This is a genomic window from Angustibacter speluncae, assembly GCF_054777815.1.
This window is the reverse complement of the sequence record NZ_BAAHAF010000058.1, coordinates 33,633-50,490: the sequence shown is the minus strand read 5'-3', so window position 1 is coordinate 50,490 and position 16,858 is coordinate 33,633. Positions and strand designations below refer to the sequence as shown.

The window sequence follows — 16,858 nt, the reverse complement described above, 5'->3', positions numbered from 1 at the left end:
GGCCCCGGCGCGCTGGTCGCTGGAGCCGTCGAGCCCCGACACCGCGCTGCTCGACGACGTCGACTGGCGCCGGGCCTGGCGGCGGGCGGCGTCCGAGCCGGTGGGTGCGCACTTCCCGGGGCCCCGGGCGGCGCTGCCGCTGCGCGAGGCCCTCGCCGACCACCTGCGCCGCACCCGCGGCGTGGTCGCCGACCCCGACGACGTGCTGCTCGTGCCAGGCGTCTCGGCGGTGCTGCGCCCGCTGTTCCTCGCCCTCGGGCTGGCCGGGCGCACGGTCGCCGTCGAGGACCCCGGCTACCGCGACCCCGCCGACGCGCTGGCCGACGTCGGCGCCCGCGCCCGGCCCGTGCCGGTCGACGACGACGGCCTGCGCCCGTCGCTGCTGCGCGACGACGACGCAGCGGTGTACCTGACGCCGGCGCACCAGTTCCCGCTCGGCGCTCGCATGTGCGTCGACCGCCGCTGCGACGTGCTCGACTGGGCCTCCCGCACAGGCGGTCTCGTGCTCGAGGACGACTACGACGGCGAGTTCCGCTACGACGTCTCCCCGCTGCCCGCGCTGCGGTCGATGCCCGGCGCAGCCGACCACGTGGTCTACCTCGGCACCAGCTCGAAGGTGCTGACCCCCGAGCTGCGCATCGCCTGGGTGGTCGCGCCCGCGCACCTGCGCGACGAGCTGCGGCGCCGGGTGGCGCAGCACGGCCTCGCGGTCGACGGCGTGGGCGCCCGCACCCTCGCCGAGCTGATGGCGGGCGGCGGCCTGGCCCGCCACCTCGCCCGCGCGTCCCGGCACTACGCCGCCCGGCGGGCGTCGCTGCAGCAGGCGCTCGCGCGGCACCTGCCCGACCTCGACGTGGTCGGCATCGACGCCGGCCTGCACGTGGTGCTGCGCCTCGGCGACGACGTCGACGACCTCGCCGTCGCCGACCGCGCGGAGGCGCTCGGCGTCGCGGTCGAGCCGCTGTCGGCCTACGCCGTCGACGACCACCGGCGCGGCCTGGTCGTCGGCTACGCGCGCCTCCCCGGCGGCCGCGCCGACGAGGTCGTCCGCGCCCTCGCCCGCGCCGTCCGCGCCTGACCCCCGCCCCCTGTCCGTTTGCCCAGTTCAGTGACGGACCTGACACCGAAGTGGTGCGACGACACGTGTGACACGCCAGGACGGCTCGTCCAGTGGCCCGGCGGACGTGCCCGGGCGCGAGGTCAGACCCCGACCGTCAGGGACGCCGCGTAGCCCGCGTCGACCGAGCCGGTGACCTCGGGCATCTGCTCGTCCACGCCGTCCGAGAAGACCATGTCCGACTCCAGCGAGACCCGGCCGAGGTTCCGGACGCTGTCCTCGTACCCCTCGGTCGCGAAGACGGTGGTGCAGACGTCCTCGGGGAGGGCGAGCTGGGACGTGACGAGCGGCCGCCCGTCGCCGGTGGCGTCGTCGACCGAGGAGAAGACCTCGAAGTGGGCGTGCGGCCAGCGTCCCGAGTAGCAGGCGGGGAACACGGTCGTGAACGACAGTCGCCCCTGGTCGTCGGCGACCTGCACGCCGCGCAGGTAGTTCTCGTCCTCGACGCCGCCGGAGTACATCGAGTACCGGCCCTCGCGGTCGCAGTGCCACAGGTACACCGCGGCACCCGCGAGCGGCGTCCCGCCGCCGGCGACGTCGACGACCGTGAGCTCGATCGTGAGCGGGACGCCCTCGGCCGTCGTGGTGCTCGAGCCGAAGCTCGACCGGATGTCCTGCCGGACGATGCCGTCCTCGGCCAGCGCGTCCGGGCCGTTCGACCCGTCGCCGGGGTAGGGGCCGGCCGTCTCCTCCGGGATCTCGCCGACCGAGCCGGCCGCGGCCGCGGACGACGACGACGAGGTGGACGAGGACGTGGTCGACGACGCCGGCTGCGCCGCGCACCCGGCCAGGGCGAGCGTCCCGCCGCCGAGCACCATGAGCGCGCGGCGCCGGTCGAACGCGGTCGACAGCGTGCCGAGGTCGAAGGACAGGCCCTGGTCGTGCACGGCGCGCACGTAGGAGTCGTTGTCGCTGAAGTGCTCCGGACGGAGCTCGGGAGCGGGCGCGCTGCGCCGGCGGAAGCGGGTCATGGCAGGAGCATCGGGTGGCCACCTACCCCGGCGCTGGGCACCGCCTGGGAGCCGGCTGTGAGACCTGGCGTGCAGACTCGTCCCGTGACCGACGACGGCTGGACCTTCACCGCCACCACCTGGCGCTGGGAGGCGCGCTCGGACGCGTGGGTCTTCGTCTCGCTGCCCGCGGAGGTGTCGGACGAGGTCGCCGAGGTGTCGGACGGCGGCGCCCCGCGCGGCTGGGGCGCGGTGCGGGTCGAGGTGCGCTGCGGCACCACGACCTGGCGCACCTCGGTCTTCCCGGACACCGGGAAGGGCTGCTACGTCCTCCCCCTCAAGGCCGCGGTGCGCCGGGCCGAGGCGGTCGGCCTCGAGCAGGAGGTCACGCTGCACCTCCGCCTGCTCTGAGACCGGCCGCCCCGCCCGCCGTCAGAAGTCCTCGTCGAACCCGACGGTGCCGCCCACCCCCACCTGGTAGGCCGAGACGCGGCGCTCGAAGAAGTTGCTGAGCTCCTGCACGTCCTGCAGCTCCATGAACGCCAGCGGGTTCGCCGTCCCGTACTCGGGCTCGAGGCCGAGCTGGGCGAGGCGACGGTCGGCGACCGACTCGAGGTAGGCCCGCATGTCGGTGGTCGACAGCCCGGCGACGCCGCCGCCGAGCAGGTCCTCGGCGAACTGCGCCTCGGCGTCGACCGCCTCGCGCAGCATGGCGCGCACCTGCTGCGCCATCTCGTCGTCGAACAGGTCGGGCTCCTCCTCGCGCACGGTCTCGACGACGTCGAACGCGAACGCCATGTGCATCGACTCGTCGCGGAACACCCAGTTCGTGCCGGATGCCAACCCGTTCAGCAGCCCCTTGCTCCGCAGGAAGTACACGTAGGCGAAGGCGCCGTAGAAGAACAGCCCCTCGATGCACGCGGCGAAGCAGATCAGGTTGAGCAGGAACGCCCGCCGGTGCTCGCGGGTCTCGAGCGCGTCGAGGTCGAACACCGAGTCGATCCAGCGGAAGCAGAAGTCGGCCTTGTGCTTGATCGACGGGATCGTGTCGACCGCCGCGAACGCCTCGTGCCGCTCGGCCTCGTCCGGGACGTAGGTGTCGAGCAGCGTCAGGTAGAACTGCACGTGCACGGCCTCCTCGAACAGCTGCCGCGACAGGTACAGCCTCCCCTCGGGGCTGTTGACGTGCTGGTACAGGTTGAGCACCAGGTTGTTCGCGACGATCGTGTCGCCGGTGGCGAAGAACGCGACGAGCCGGCTCACCAGGTGCCGCTCGGCCTCGGTCATCCGCCGCAGGTCGGCGAGGTCGGAGTGCAGGTCGACCTCCTCGACCGTCCAGGTGTTCTTGATGGCGTCGCGGTAGCGGTCGTAGAAGTGCGGGTACCGCATCGGCCGCAGGGTGAGGTTCATCCCCGGGTCGAGCAGCATCCGGGTGGCGCTGGTGTCGGTGGCGACGGTGGTGGTCACTGGCAGGCCTCGCAGCTCTCGGGGTTCTCGAGGGAGCAGGCGACCGCCTCGCCCTCGGTGCCGGCGTCGCCGGCGGACGGACGGGTGTCGGACGGACGGGTGGCGGCCACCGCGACGGTGGCCTGCTGGATGCGCGTCGCGGGGCGCGAGCGCAGGTAGTACGTGGTCTTCAGGCCGGCCTTCCACGCGTACAGGTACATCGAGCTGAGCTTGCCGATCGTGGGCGAGGCCAGGAACAGGTTGAGCGACTGCGCCTGGTCGACGTACGGCTGCCGGGCGGCGGCCATCTCGATCAGCGCCTTCTGCGGCAGCTCCCACGCGGTGCGGAAGAGCCGGCGCACCTCCTCCGGCAGCTGGGTCAGCCCCTGCACCGACCCCTCGTTGCGCTTGATCACCTCGCGCACCTCGGCCGTCCAGAGCCCGCGCGCCTTCAGCTCGCGCACCAGCGCCGAGTTCACCTGCAGGAACTCGCCGGAGAGCGTCTCGCGCTTGAACAGGTTCGACACCTGCGGCTCGATGCACTCGTACACACCGGCGATGGACGCGATCGTCGCCGTCGGCGCGATCGCCACCAGCAGCGAGTTGCGCAGCCCGTGCTCGGCGACCGCCGCCCGCAGCGCGTCCCACCGCTCGGTCTGGGTCGGCACCACGCCCTCCCACAGGTCGGGCTGGAGCTGCCCGCGCGCGGCTCGCGTCTGCGCGAACGCCGGGTGCGGACCGCTCTCGCGCGCCAGCTCGACCGACCGCTCGAGCGCGGACAGGTAGACCTCCTCGCTGAGGCGCGTCGACAGCTCGACCGCCTCCGGCGAGTCGAACGGCAGCCGCAGCGCGAAGAACACGTCCTGCAGGCCCATCAGCCCCAGCCCGACCGGGCGCCAGCGCGGGTTGCTCGCCGCCGACTCCGCGCTCGGGTAGTAGTTGATGTCGATCACGCGGTCGAGATACGTCACGGCCGTGCGGACGGTGGAACGCAGCCGCTCCCAGTTGATCCCGTCACGCGCAGCGGTCAGGTGCGAGGCCAGGTTGACCGACCCGAGGTTGCAGACGGCCGTCTCGCCGTCGCTCGACACCTCGACGATCTCGGTGCACAGGTTCGACAGGTGCACCACGTTGCCGGGCTCCGCGGTCTGGTTGCAGGTGCGGTTCGCGGCGTCCTTGAACGTCATCCAGCCGTTGCCGGTCTGCGCGAGCGTCCGCATCATCCGGCCGTACAGCTCGCGCGCCGGCACCTGGCGGACGAACCGCCCCTCGGCCTCGGCGGCACGGTAGGCGCGGTCGAACTCCTCGCCCCACAGGTCCGGCAGCTCGGGCACCTCGTCCGGGTCGATCAGGCTCCAGGTGCCGTCGGCCTCGACCCGGCGCATGAACTCGTCCGGTACCCAGTTGGCGAGGTTGAGGTTGTGTGTGCGGCGGGCGTCCTCACCGGTGTTGTCGCGCAGCTCGAGGAACTCCTCGACGTCCGGGTGCCACGGCTCCAGGTAGACGCAGGCGGCGCCCTTGCGGCGTCCGCCCTGGTTGACCGCAGCGACCGAGGAGTCGAGCGTGCGCAGGAACGGGACGATCCCGTTCGAGTGGCCGTTGGTGCCGCGGATGAGCGCGCCGCGAGAACGCACGCGGGAGAACGCGATCCCGATGCCGCCGGCGAACTTCGACAGCTTCGCGACCTGCGCGTAGCGGTCGTAGATCGAGTCGAGCTCGTCGCGCGGGCTGTCGACCAGGTAGCACGACGACATCTGCGTGTGCCGCGTGCCGGAGTTGAACAGCGTCGGCGAGCTCGGCAGGTACGCCAGCGACGACATCAGCCGGTAGAACGAGATCGCCTCCTGCGGCGTGCGCGACAGCCCGCACGCGACCCGCAGCAGCCAGTACTGCGGCGTCTCGATCACGCCGCGGGTGTGCGGGTGCCGCAGCAGGTACCGGTCGTACACCGTGCGCAGCCCGAAGTACTCGAACCGGCGGTCGGCGTCAGGGTCGATGGCGTGGTCGAGCTTGCGCGCGTTCGCCTCGACGAACGCCGCGGTCTCGTCACCGACCAGGCCCTCCAGGTGGGCGAGCCGCACCGCCTGCGAGAACGAGGCGATCTGGTGGCCCGAGACCTCCTTGTCGACGTAGTTGGCGAGCAGTCGCGCCGCCAGCCGCGAGTACTCGGGCTCGGTGGCGGTCATCTGCGCGGCGGTCTGGATCGACAGCCGGTCGAGCTCGGCGGTGGTGGCGCCGTCGTAGAGCCCGCTGATCGTGCGGGTGGCGATCGTCATGGGGTCGACGTCGGCCAGGTCGTCGCACCAGCGCTCGACCGCGCGGACGATCTTCATCACGTCGACGTCCTCGCGGTCGCCGTTGCGCTTGCGCACCTGCATCGTGGCGCGTCGCGCCGGCGCCTCGACCGGGGGCGTCCCGTCGGTGGGGGTGGTGGTCACTGCTCTCTCCTCGCGAGCGGGTCCGAGGTCACGGACCGCGCGGGAGACGACGACAGCGACGCGGACGCGCGCCGGCACGAGGCCGGCGGGTGTCCGCCCGGTGCCGTACGACCTGCCCTCGAGGTCGGCGACCGACCGCGCACGGCGTGCGCGGGCGCTGGCAGGTCTTCGGACTCGCGGGCACGCACCACGGACGTGGTGCACCTACTGGCCGTCGCTTCCCAGGCCCTCCCCGATCAGGTCGGGGCCCAGTGCTGATGACGGCGGTCGTTCCCGCTCACCGCTGCGGGGCAGTCCCGGACTCGCACCGGGTTCCCTCTTGCCCCGAGACCGATGGAGTCGGCCCCGGACCAGCGAGGCCACCATATCCAGTGGTCGGACCCGTTCGGCGACACCAGATGTCGTGTCGCGTGTCGGCGGCGTGTCGCCCCGGCGTGTCGGCGCACCGACCGCGCCACCTACCCTGGACCCACCATGACGAGCACCCTCGCCGACCCCGCCCGCACCACGTCCGTCCCGCCGAAGGCGGTGTTCCGGTCGGTCGCGGTGGCCGAGGCGGTCACGTGGGTGCTGCTGCTCGCGGGCATGGTGGCCGAGCGGGTGCTGGACCTGGGCGACCTCGGCGTCGTGCTCGCCGGCCCCGTGCACGGGCTGGTGTTCCTCGCGTTCGTCGTCGCCGCCCTGCTGGTCGCGGTCAACCAGCGGTGGTCGCCCGCGGTCTCGCTCGTCGTGCTCGCCTCGTCGGTCGTCCCGCTCGCCACGGTCGCCGCGGACGCCTGGCTCGAGCGGTCGGGACGCCTGGACGGCGGGTGGCGCACGCAGGCGGGCGACGACCCGCGCGACCGCCGGCTGCCCGACCGGGTGCTGCGGTGGCTGCTCGCCCGCCCCGTGGTGCTCGTGGGCGGCGCGACGCTGGGCGTCGTGGCGGTGTTCGCGGCGCTGATGCTGCGCCCGCACTGACTCCGGACACGCCGGCTCAGGTCAGCAGGCTGAGCTGCAGCTCGACCGAGGGCCGGGCCGAGAAGTCCAGCGGCGACGGCGGCCGGTCGGCGCGCACGAGCTGGTCGCCCACCGCCGCGATCATCGCGCCGTTGTCGGTGCACAGGCCGGGCCGCGGCACCCGCAGCACCACGCCCGCCGCGGCGCAGCGCTCGGCGGCCACCGCCCGCAGCCGCGGGTTCGCGGCGACTCCCCCGACGACCACGAGCGTGCCGACCCCGTGGTCGGCGCAGGCGGCGAGCGCCTTGGTGGTGAGGACGTCGACCACGGCCTCCTGGAACGAGGCGGCCACGTCGGCCACCGGCGGACCGCCGTCCGCCCGACCGGCTTCCACGACGCGGGCCGCAGCCGTCTTCAGCCCCGAGAACGAGAAGGCGTACCGGCGGTCGCCGCCCGCGCCGAGCAGGGCCCGGGGGAACCGCAGCGCCGTCGGATCGCCGTCGACCGACACCCGCGAGATCTCCGGGCCGCCGGGGTAGCCGAGACCGAGGATGCGGGCGACCTTGTCGAAGGCCTCGCCCGCCGCGTCGTCGATGGTGTCGCCGAGGTGCAGCACCGGCTCGCGCGCGAGGTCGCGCACCAGCAGCAGCGAGGTGTGCCCGCCGGAGACGACCAGCACCATGCACGGGTCGGGCAGCGGGCCGTGCTCGAGGGTGTCGGCGGCGATGTGCCCGGCGAGGTGGTGCACCGCGTAGACCGGCCGGTCGAGGGCGAGGGCGAGCGCCTTGGCCGCGCCGACCCCCACGTGCAGCGCCGTGGCCAGGCCCGGCCCGGCCGTGACCGCGATCGCCCCGACGTCGTCGAGGCCGACGCCGGCGTCGGCCAGCGCGGCGTCGAGCACCGAGGTCATGGCGTCGGCGTGCGCGCGGGCGGCGATCTCCGGCACGACACCACCGAAGCGGGCGTGCTCGTCCATGCTCGACGACAGCGCCGCGCCGAGCAGCCGGCCGTCGGCCACCAGGCCGACGCCGGTCTCGTCGCAGGACGTCTCGATGCCGAGGACGATCGTCACGACGACGAGCCTAGGACGCGACGACCTCGCGCCAGTAGGCGAGGGCGTCGACGCGGTCCTTGGCGAACCCCCGCTCCTTGCGCAGGTGCCGGCTCAGGGCGCGCGTGCTCGAGGCCTCGCAGGCGATCCAGAACCAGTCCCGCCCGGACGCGTCCGCGACCCCCTCGGTGACGGTGGTGACGAGGTGACCACCGCCGTCGCGCCGTGGCACCCAGGTGACCTCGTGCTGCGGTCCGGTGCGCAGCGGAGCGAGCCGCTCGTCGTCGTGGGCGTACTCGAGCCAGATCGTCGCGGGCCGGTCGCCGAGGTGGTCGAGCAGGCTGTTCACCGCCGGCACCGACGCGAGGTCGCCGACCAGGTAGGCCCGGCCGTCGTCCGCCTCGCCGGCCGTCCCACTTCCGGGCCCGGCGAACCGGGTGCCCTGCACGGTCACGTCGACCTGCTGCCCCGGTGTCGCGGCGCGCGCCCAGTCCGACGCCGGCCCGTCGTGCAGCGCGAACTCGAGCCGGAACCGGCCCGTCGCCGGATCGGGGTCGACCAGGGTGAAGCCGCGCTGGTGCGGACGACCGTCGCGCTCGAACCACATCCGGATCCACATCGTGGGGTGGACGCCGCACGCGGCCAGGAGCCCGCCGTCCTCGACCGTCACGCTGCGCAGCCGCGGCGCGACGTCGTGCGCGTCGACCACCGTGAGCCGGAAGTCCTTGCCGCGGAACGCCTTCAGGACGACGCCTTCCCACCCGTGACCCATCGCGTGCTTCCTCCCGGAGGTGACGTACCCGACATGACGGGCGATTCGACTCACTCGGCGGGGGACGTGTAGCGTGCCGCCGCGTTAGGCAAGCCTAACCTATTGTGAGGAGCGTCCAGACGTGACCGGTCCCGCCCTCGGGGGCGCCCACCTGCTCACCCGCGACACCGCCGGGGCCTACCTCGACGCGGTGACGGGCGCGGCGCGACGGCTCGCCGGCTACGTCGGCACCGTCGACCGCCCGCGCTCGGACGCCTCCCTGGAGGAGCTGCGGGCCGAGGTGCACGCCGTCGACCTCGACGCCCCCGCGTCCGGCGACGTGCTCGACGAGGTGTCGCGGCTCTACCTCGACCACGCGGTGTGGTTCCACGAGCCGCGGTACATGGCCCACCTCAACTGCCCGGTGGTGCTGCCGGCGCTCGCGGCCGAGGTGCTCGTGGCGGCGGTGAACTCCTCGGTCGACACCTACGACCAGAGCACGGCGGGCACGCTGATCGAGCGCCGCCTGGTCGCCTGGACGGCGGGGCGGATCGGCTTCGACGACCGCGCCGACGGGGTCTTCACCAGCGGTGGGACGCAGTCGAACCTGCAGGCCCTGCTGCTGGCGCGCGACGAGACCCTGGCCCGGTGCCGGGCCGACGACACCGGCCGGCACCACGACCGCGCGCACGACCGCTCCCACGACCAGGCGCGGCTGCGGGTGCTGGCCACCGACCAGAGCCACTTCAGCGTCCAGAAGGCCGCCCGCCTGCTCGGTCTCGCCGACGACGCCGTCGTGGTCGTCCCGACCGACGGGGACCGCCGGATGGACCCCGTGGCACTCGTCCGGACGCTGTGCGCCCTCGAGCGCGACGACCTGCTGCCGATGGCGGTGGTCGCGACCGCGGGCACGACCGACCTCGGCCGCATCGACCCGGTGGCCGCCCTCGCCGACGTGTGCGCTCCCCGCGGGGTGTGGCTGCACGTCGACGCCGCCTACGGCTGCGGCCTGCTCGTCTCGCGGCGCCGCCGGCACCTGCTGGACGGCGTCGAGCGGGCCGACTCGGTGACCGTCGACTTCCACAAGAGCTTCTTCCAGCCCGTCAGCTCCAGTGCCCTCGTCGTGCGGCGCGGCACGACCCTGCGGCACGTCACGCACCACGCCGACTACCTCAACCCGCGCGGTGAGGTGCTGCCCAACCAGGTCGACAAGAGCCTGCAGACGACGCGACGCCTCGACGCGCTCAAGCTCTGGATGACGTTGCGCAGCATGGGTCCTGACGCGATCGGCGACCTGTTCGACGCCGTCGTCGACCTCGCCGCGGACGCGCACGACCAGGTGGTCGCCCACCCCGACCTCGAGGTGGCGGCGCGACCGACGCTCAGCACCGTCGTGTTCGCGTTCCGGCCCGAGGGCGTCGACGAGGCGACCTCGAGCCGGCTGACCGGTGCGGTGCGGGCGCGGCTGTTCGACGAGGGTCGCGCGCTCGTCGCCAAGACCGTGCTCGGCCGGCGCGCCTGGCTCAAGCTCACGCTGCTCAACCCCACGGCGTCGTCGGACGACGTGCGCGCCGTGCTCGACGCCGTCGCGGCCGCCGGGCACGAGCTGCTGGCGGTCGACGCCGCCGACCAGGAGCGCATCGCCCGCGAGCTGCGCGACCTCGAGCCGGTCGACCTGCGGGCCGCTGAGATGACGGAGGTGGAGCGGTGAGCACGCACGTGCACGACGTGGTGGCGATCGGGGCCGGACCGTTCAACCTCGGGCTCGCCGCGCTCGCGCACCCGCTCGACGACCTCGACCTGGTCGTGCTCGAGGGCCGCGACGACTTCGCCTGGCACCCGGGGATGATGCTCGAGGGCGCGACCATCCAGGTGCCCTTCCTCGCCGACCTGGTGAGCATGGCCGACCCCACGTCGTCGTTCTCGTTCCTGGCCCACCTCAAGGAGACCGGCCGGCTCTACCCGTTCTACATCCGGGAGAGCTTCTACCCGCTGCGCGAGGAGTACGACGCCTACTGCCGGTGGGCGGCCCACCGCCTGCCGTCGGTGCGGTTCGGGCACACCGTCGAGCGGGTCGAGCACGACGAGCGCGACGACGTGTTCGTGGTGCACGCCCGGCTCGCCGACGGCGAGCGGGTGCAGGTGCGGGGCCGCCACCTGGTGCTCGGGACGGGCACGGAGCCGGTGGTGCCGCCCGCCGCCCGCGGCCTCGCCGGCCCGGTGGTGCACAGCGCCGGCTACCTGTCGCACAAGGCCCGGCTGCAGTCGCGCGACTCGGTGACCGTGGTTGGCAGCGGCCAGAGCGCCGCGGAGATCTACCTCGACCTGCTCGAGGACGTGCACGAGCTCGGCTACCGGCTCGACTGGGTCACCCGGTCGCCGCGGTTCTTCCCGATGGAGTACACCAAGCTCACGCTCGAGCTGACCTCGCCCGAGTACGTGGACTACTACCACGGCCTCGCGCAGGCGCAGCGCGACCGGCTCGGCCGCGAGCAGCGCAGCCTCTACAAGGGCATCAGCGGCGACCTGGTCGACACCGTCTTCGACACGCTCTACCGCAAGAGCGTGCGCGGTCCCGTGCCGACCCGGCTGCTCACCGGGTGCGAGCTCGTCGAGGCCACCTGGGACGACGACCGCGGCGAGTTCGGCCTCGGCTGGCGGCACGTCGAGCAGCAGCGCGACTTCACCACCACCACAGCCGGTCTGGTGCTGGCGACGGGCTACGCACCGCGCGTCCCGACGTTCCTCGACCCCGTCCGCCACCTCGTGCGGTGGGACGACCGCGGACGCTACGCCGTCGCGCGCGACTACACCGTCGACCACGCCGGCTCCCGCATCTGGGTGCAGAACGCCGAGGAGCACACCCACGGGCTCACTGCGCCCGACCTCGGCATGGGTGCGTACCGCAACTCGGTGATCCTGCGCGGCCTGACCGGCCGCGAGGTGTACCCGGTCGAGCGGCGGATCGCGTTCCAGCAGTTCGGCGCGCCGCCCGACGACGCGGCCGCCGGCGACGTCCGCGACGCCGCTGCCCTGCAGGGGGTCTCGCGGTGACCACCACCACGACCCCGTTCGTGGTCGCGACGCCCGTCGGCACCGCGACGGTCGAGCCGCTCGACCCCGCCGCGCACCTGCCGCTGCTGCACCGGTGGGTGACGAGCCCGCACGCCGTGTACTGGCAGATGCAGGGCGCGAGCGAGCGGGACGTCCTCGACGTCTACGTCACGATCGACGCCGACCCGCACCACCACGCGTGGCTCGGCCGGCTCGACGGCGTCCCCACGTTCCTCGCCGAGACCTACGACCCGGCGCACAGCGAGCTGGCGCCGCACCACGAGACCCGGCCCGGCGACGTGGGGATGCACCTGCTGGTCGCTCCGCCGGCCGGACCCCCGCGGTCGGGCACCACGTCGGCCGTGATGGGCGCGGTGATGCGGTTCGTGCTCGCCGACCCGGCGTGCCACCGCGTCGTGGTCGAGCCGGACGAGCGGAACAGCGCCATCGCGGCGAAGAACCGGCAGGCCGGGTTCGTCGTCGTGGGGCCGGTACCGCTCGCCGGCAAGACCGGCGTGCTGAGCGTCGCCACCCGCGACGACTTCGAGCGCAGCGAGCTGGGGAGGACGCCGTGACCGCGACCGCCTACCGGGTCCGCGCGGCCGCCGACGTCCCGGGCGGCGCGCACCTCACCCCGGACGCGATGGCGCACGCGCACCGGGCCCTGGTGCGCAAGGCGCTGGCCGAGTTCGCGCACGAGCGCCTGGTGGTGCCCGAGCCCGACCCCGGCGCCGGTCCGGACCGCTGGGTGCTGCGCGCCGGCCCCTCGACCTACCGCTTCCGCGCCCGGCGGCTCGCGCTGGAGCACTGGGCCGTCGAGGCACCGACGCTCGTCCGCGAGCAGGACGGTGCCGAGGTCGCGCTCGACGCCCAGGAGCTCGTCGTCGAGCTGCACGACCGGCTGGGCATCCCGGACGACCTGCTCGGCACCTACCTCGAGGAGGTCGCCGCGACGCTCGCCGGTGCCGCCTGGAAGCACCACCACCCCCGGCCGTCGTCGGCCGACCTGGTGCACGCGGGCTTCCAGGACATCGAGTCGGCGATGACGGAGGGGCACCCCGCCTTCGTCGCGGGCAACGGACGCATCGGCTACGGGCTCGCCGACCACGAGGCCTACGCGCCCGAGGCCGGGCAACCGGTGCGGCTGGTCTGGCTCGCCGTGCGCCGCGACCTGTCCCGGCTCTCGGTCGGGGCCGGCGTCGACGAGGAGTCGCTCTACCGCGAGCAGCTCGGCGACCTGCTCGACGAGCTCGACGGGCGGCTGCGCGACCTCGGTCACGACCCCGCCGACTACCGCTACCTGCCCGCGCACCCGTGGCAGTGGGAGCACCGGCTCGGCATCACCTTCGCCGCCGACGTCGGGGCGCAGCGCGTCGTCCCGCTCGCGCTCAGCACGTCGCGGTACCGGGCGCAGCAGTCGCTGCGCACCTTCCTCGACCTGGACGAGCCCCGTCGCCACTACGTGAAGACCGCGCTGGCCGTGCAGAACATGGGGTTCCTGCGCGGGCTGTCGCCGCGGTACATGGACGGCACGCCGGCGATCAACGACTGGGTGGCCGACGTCGTCCGCGACGACGACGTGTTGCGCGAGTGCGGTTTCGACGTGCTGCGCGAGGTCGCGGCCATCGGGTACACCGGCGACGTCCACCACCGCACGGACGCCGCGACCCCGCGCACCTCGGCGTACCGGAAGATGGTGGCTGCCCTGTGGCGCGAGAGCCCGCTCACCCGCGTCCGCGACGGCGAGCGGCTCGCGACGATGGCCAGCCTGCTGCACCGCGACCGCGACGGCGTCGCCCTCGTGGGGGAGCTCGTCCGCGCGTCGGGGCTGACCGCGGAGCGCTGGGTCGCGACCTACCTGCGGGCGTACCTGCGGCCGGTCGTGCACTGCCTGCTCGCGCACGACCTGGCGTTCATGCCGCACGGCGAGAACGTGATCCTCGTCCTCGACGGCCACGTACCGACCCGGGTGCTGTTCAAGGACATCGGCGAGGAGGTGTGCGTGATCCGCACCGAGCCGCTGCCCGGACCGGTCGACCGGGTCCGCGCCGACCTGCCACCCCAGACGGCGGCGCTGTCGGTGTTCACCGACGTCTTCGACGGGTTCCTGCGGTTCCTCGCGGCGATCCTGGACGACGACGGCCTGCTGCCCGAGGACGCGTTCTGGCGCCTCGTCGGAGGCTGCGTGGCCGAGCACGCTGACCAGCACCCGCACCTGCACGAGCGGATCGACCTGTTCGCAGAGGAGTTCGCGCACTCCTGCCTGAACCGGCTGCAGCTGCGCAACACGCTGCAGATGGTCGACCTCGCCGATCAGGCGTCGTCGCTGCAGTACGCCGGCACGCTGGCGAACCCGATCGCGCGGTGGCGTCCGGGCCGTGGCTGACCGGTACGCGCACGAGGTGCGACGCGACCCCTGGGGCGTGCCGCACCTCACGGCGGGGTCGCTCGACGCGCTCGCCTTCGCGCAGGGACGCGAGGCGGCGCGCGAGCGCACCTGGCAGCTCGAGCTCGGTCGCTGGCGCGTGGAGGGGACGTCGGCGGCCCGGCTCGGGGCGAGCGCGCTGGAGTGGGACGTGTTCGCCCGGCAGTCGCGGCTGGCCGACACGGCACAGCGGGCGTTCACGCGCCTCGACGCGACCACACGCGGCTGGGTGCAGGCGTACGTCGACGGCGTGAACAGCGCGCTGCCGCAGTCCGTCCGGGGCTCGTACGAGCACCGCGCGCTCGGCGTCGCCGACGAGCCGGCACGGTGGGAGGCGTGGACGCCGCTCGGCGTCTGGCTGGTCGAGCACGCGCTGTTCGGGGCGGTGCCGCACAAGCTCTGGCGGTTCCACGTCGCCCGCACGCTCGGACCCGAGGCGCTGCGGTGGCTGTCGGCCGACGACCCCGCCACGTCCGGGAGCAACGCGTGGGCGCTCGCCGGCTCGCGGACCCGCAGCGGCCTCCCGCTCCTCGCGGGCGACCCGCACCGGGTGCTCGAGCTCCCCGGCGTCTACCAGCAGGTGCACCTGGTGTGCCCCGGCGTCGACGTCGCCGGGCTCGCCGTCCCGGGCGTGCCGGGTGTCGCCCACGTAGGGCACGCGGGCACCGTCGCCTGGGGCATCACGAACGCGATGGCAGACGCGCAGGACCTGTTTGTCGAGCGCCTGGTCGACCGCGACGGCGTCCCAGGCTGCCTGGGGCCGGACGGCTGGGAACCGTTGCGGCACAGCGTGACCGAGACGGTGCACGTCCGCGACGCCGACGGCGTGCCCGTCGAGGTGCTCGAGACCGCGCGCGGCCCGGTCGTGGTGCGCCGCACCGGCACCGGGCCCGACGGCGAGGAGGAGTGCCTCAGCGTGCGCACCCCCTCCCGGGTCGAGCCGGACGTGGGCACCGCCGCCGCGCGGGCGCTGCTGACGGCGCGCACCGTCGACGACGTCGAGCGCGCGCTGCGCGGCTGGGTCGAACCGGTCAACAGCGTGCTCGTCGCCGGGTCGGACGGCCGCGTGCGTCACCTGCTCGCCGGACGCGTGCCCGAGCGCGCCGACCGCGACTCGCCCTGGCCGCGCGAGGCGTGGTCGGGCCGGACGTCCTGGCGCGGGTGGGCGGAGCCGACGGCGCACGACGTCGACGACGTCTACGTCGCAGCGAACGACCGACGGCCCGAGACCGCCCCGTTCTCGGCGCACTTCGCCCCGAGGCACCGGGCGCGTCGCATCGCCGAGCTGCTCGGCGGCCGCGGTGACCTCGCGGTCGACGACCTGGCGGTGGTGCAGGTCGACACGCGGTCGGCGCCGGCCCGCACGCTGCAGGACCTGCTCGCCGACCTCGATCTCGACGTCACCCTCGGCGCCGTCCGCGACCGGCTGGTCGCGTGGGACGCCCGGATGGATGCCGGCAGCACCGACGCCGGCCTGTTCGCCCGCTGGCGCGGCGCCCTCGTCCGGTCGCTCTGCACCGACCCGGTCCTCGCGGACCTGCTGCGCCCCAACGGCTTCCCGCTGCTGTACTTCTGGTTCACCCACGTGCACGAACGCGTCGCCGGCGCCCTCGAGCGGCTCTGCGCCGGACTCGGCCCGCCCGATCTCGACCTGCGCCGGCACGCCGCGGCCGCGCTCGCCGAGGTGGCGGCGGACCCGCGCGAGGTGACCTGGGGGGCGCTGCACCAGGTCGACCCCGTGCACGCGTTCGAGCCGCTGGCGGGCGTCCGTCCGCCGTCGGTGCCGGCCGTCCCGCTCGGCGGCGACACCGAGTGCGTGCTGGCGACCGCGTCGGTGCCCGGCACCGGCGACACCGTCTGGCGCGGCCCGGTGGCCCGCTGGGTCTTCGACCTGGCCGACCGCCCCGCCAGCCGCTGGGTAGTGCCGTTCGGCGCGTCCGGCCACGCGGCCTCACCGCACCTGCACGACCAGCTGCCGCTCTGGGCGCGCGGCGACCTGGTCCCCGTCGACCCCGACCCCGCCGACCTCGTGCCGGACGAGACCTGGCCCCCGACCCCACCACCCGAGGAGCACCCCGTGACCACCACCTCCAGCACCGCCCGCGCCGACGAGGTCGGCGGCGCCGACGTCCCCGGCATCGGCCGCACCTGGTTCCGCCGCCTCGACCCCGACGCCGACGCCGCGCAGGTGCACACCTGGGTCACGCAGGAGCGGGCCCGGTTCTGGGGCATGGGCGACCACGACGTCGAGCAGGTGCGCGAGGTGTACCGGTTCGTCGACGGCCTGGCCACGCACCACGCGTTCCTGCTGCACGTCGACGACGAGCCGGCCGGCATCTTCCAGACCTACCAGCCCGAGCACGACCCGGTCGCCGAGTGCTACCAGGTCGAGCCCGGCGACCTCGGGATGCACCTGCTGCTGGCGCCGGCGCGCGAGCGCGTCCCCGGGTTCACCGAGCGGGTGGGCGCGGTGCTCGCGTCCTGGATGTTCGCCGACCCGGCCGTGCGCCGCGTGGTCGGCGAGCCGGACGCCCGCAACGACGCCGCGATCGCCCGGCTCGAGCGGTCGGGCTTCGAGCTCGGGCCGCTGGTCGACAAGCCCGAGAAGCGCGCGCGGCTGGTGTTCCTCACCCGGGCGCGGTACGAGCGGCTGCTCGCCGTCCCCGCCTGACCGGCTCGGCGCCGGC

The 16,858-nt window shown here is 74.2% G+C and carries 13 protein-coding genes and 1 riboswitch; of the genes, 8 read left to right on the top strand and 5 right to left on the bottom strand.

Going from position 1 to position 16,858, the window contains the following annotated elements; translation table 11 throughout:
• The coding region (locus ACYVKY_RS07210) for an aminotransferase-like domain-containing protein (RefSeq protein WP_460434295.1) at window positions 1-1,078 on the top strand (1,078 nt) is incomplete at its 5' end.
• Window positions 1,079-1,200: 122 nt separating this feature from the next.
• Here the strand turns inward: ACYVKY_RS07210 and ACYVKY_RS07205 are convergent.
• Window positions 1,201-2,088, bottom strand: a complete 888-nt coding sequence (locus tag ACYVKY_RS07205) for an intradiol ring-cleavage dioxygenase (RefSeq protein ID WP_460434294.1) — start codon at window positions 2,086-2,088, stop codon at window positions 1,201-1,203.
• An 84-nt stretch (window positions 2,089-2,172) separates the two neighbouring features.
• Between ACYVKY_RS07205 and ACYVKY_RS07200 the strand changes: the two genes are divergently transcribed.
• Window positions 2,173-2,478, top strand: coding sequence for a DUF1905 domain-containing protein (locus ACYVKY_RS07200; protein WP_460434293.1), 306 nt, complete (start codon window positions 2,173-2,175; stop codon window positions 2,476-2,478).
• Window positions 2,479-2,499: 21 nt separating this feature from the next.
• Here ACYVKY_RS07200 and ACYVKY_RS07195 read toward each other — a convergent pair whose 3' ends face one another.
• On the bottom strand, window positions 2,500-3,495 hold the full coding sequence (locus ACYVKY_RS07195) for a ribonucleotide-diphosphate reductase subunit beta (protein ID WP_460434298.1): 996 nt from the start codon (window positions 3,493-3,495) through the stop codon (window positions 2,500-2,502).
• Window positions 3,496-3,530: 35 nt separating this feature from the next.
• Entirely contained in the window at window positions 3,531-5,891 is a 2,361-nt protein-coding gene (locus tag ACYVKY_RS07190) for a ribonucleoside-diphosphate reductase subunit alpha (RefSeq protein ID WP_460434297.1), read from the bottom strand.
• Window positions 5,892-6,093: 202 nt separating this feature from the next.
• Window positions 6,094-6,321, bottom strand: a riboswitch (cobalamin riboswitch).
• A gap of 104 nt (window positions 6,322-6,425) precedes the next feature.
• On the opposite strand from ACYVKY_RS07190, the gene ACYVKY_RS07185 reads away from it, so the two are divergent.
• Window positions 6,426-6,911, top strand: a complete 486-nt coding sequence (locus tag ACYVKY_RS07185) for a DUF3817 domain-containing protein (RefSeq protein ID WP_460434292.1) — start codon at window positions 6,426-6,428, stop codon at window positions 6,909-6,911.
• A 16-nt stretch (window positions 6,912-6,927) separates the two neighbouring features.
• Here ACYVKY_RS07185 and tsaD read toward each other — a convergent pair whose 3' ends face one another.
• Window positions 6,928-7,956 (bottom strand): tRNA (adenosine(37)-N6)-threonylcarbamoyltransferase complex transferase subunit TsaD, encoded by a 1,029-nt coding sequence (gene tsaD, locus ACYVKY_RS07180; protein ID WP_460434296.1) that lies wholly within the window; start codon window positions 7,954-7,956, stop codon window positions 6,928-6,930.
• A gap of 16 nt (window positions 7,957-7,972) precedes the next feature.
• Window positions 7,973-8,713, bottom strand: a complete 741-nt coding sequence (locus ACYVKY_RS07175; RefSeq protein ID WP_460434291.1) for a siderophore-interacting protein — start codon at window positions 8,711-8,713, stop codon at window positions 7,973-7,975.
• A 121-nt stretch (window positions 8,714-8,834) separates the two neighbouring features.
• On the opposite strand from ACYVKY_RS07175, the gene ACYVKY_RS07170 reads away from it, so the two are divergent.
• Genes ACYVKY_RS07170 through ACYVKY_RS07150 form a run of 5 tightly spaced genes read left to right on the top strand, consistent with a single transcriptional unit; the run spans window position 8,835 to window position 16,842 of the window.
• Window positions 8,835-10,403: a pyridoxal phosphate-dependent decarboxylase family protein gene (locus ACYVKY_RS07170; protein WP_460434290.1), complete on the top strand. Its 1,569-nt coding sequence runs from the start codon at window positions 8,835-8,837 to the stop codon at window positions 10,401-10,403.
• On the top strand, window positions 10,400-11,746 hold the full coding sequence (locus tag ACYVKY_RS07165; RefSeq protein WP_460434289.1) for a lysine N(6)-hydroxylase/L-ornithine N(5)-oxygenase family protein: 1,347 nt from the start codon (window positions 10,400-10,402) through the stop codon (window positions 11,744-11,746). Before ACYVKY_RS07170 ends, ACYVKY_RS07165 begins: the two co-directional genes overlap by 4 nt.
• A complete protein-coding gene (locus ACYVKY_RS07160) occupies window positions 11,743-12,321 on the top strand; it encodes a GNAT family N-acetyltransferase (RefSeq protein ID WP_460434288.1) in 579 nt (192 codons plus the stop codon). The genes ACYVKY_RS07165 and ACYVKY_RS07160 overlap by 4 nt, the downstream gene beginning before the upstream one ends.
• The gene (locus ACYVKY_RS07155; RefSeq protein WP_460434287.1) at window positions 12,318-14,132 is read left to right on the top strand and encodes an IucA/IucC family protein; all 1,815 of its coding nucleotides are present in this window, start codon (window positions 12,318-12,320) and stop codon (window positions 14,130-14,132) included. Before ACYVKY_RS07160 ends, ACYVKY_RS07155 begins: the two co-directional genes overlap by 4 nt.
• Window positions 14,125-16,842, top strand: coding sequence for a GNAT family N-acetyltransferase (locus ACYVKY_RS07150; RefSeq protein ID WP_460434286.1), 2,718 nt, complete (start codon window positions 14,125-14,127; stop codon window positions 16,840-16,842). Before ACYVKY_RS07155 ends, ACYVKY_RS07150 begins: the two co-directional genes overlap by 8 nt.
• Window positions 16,843-16,858: the final 16 nt, after the last annotated feature.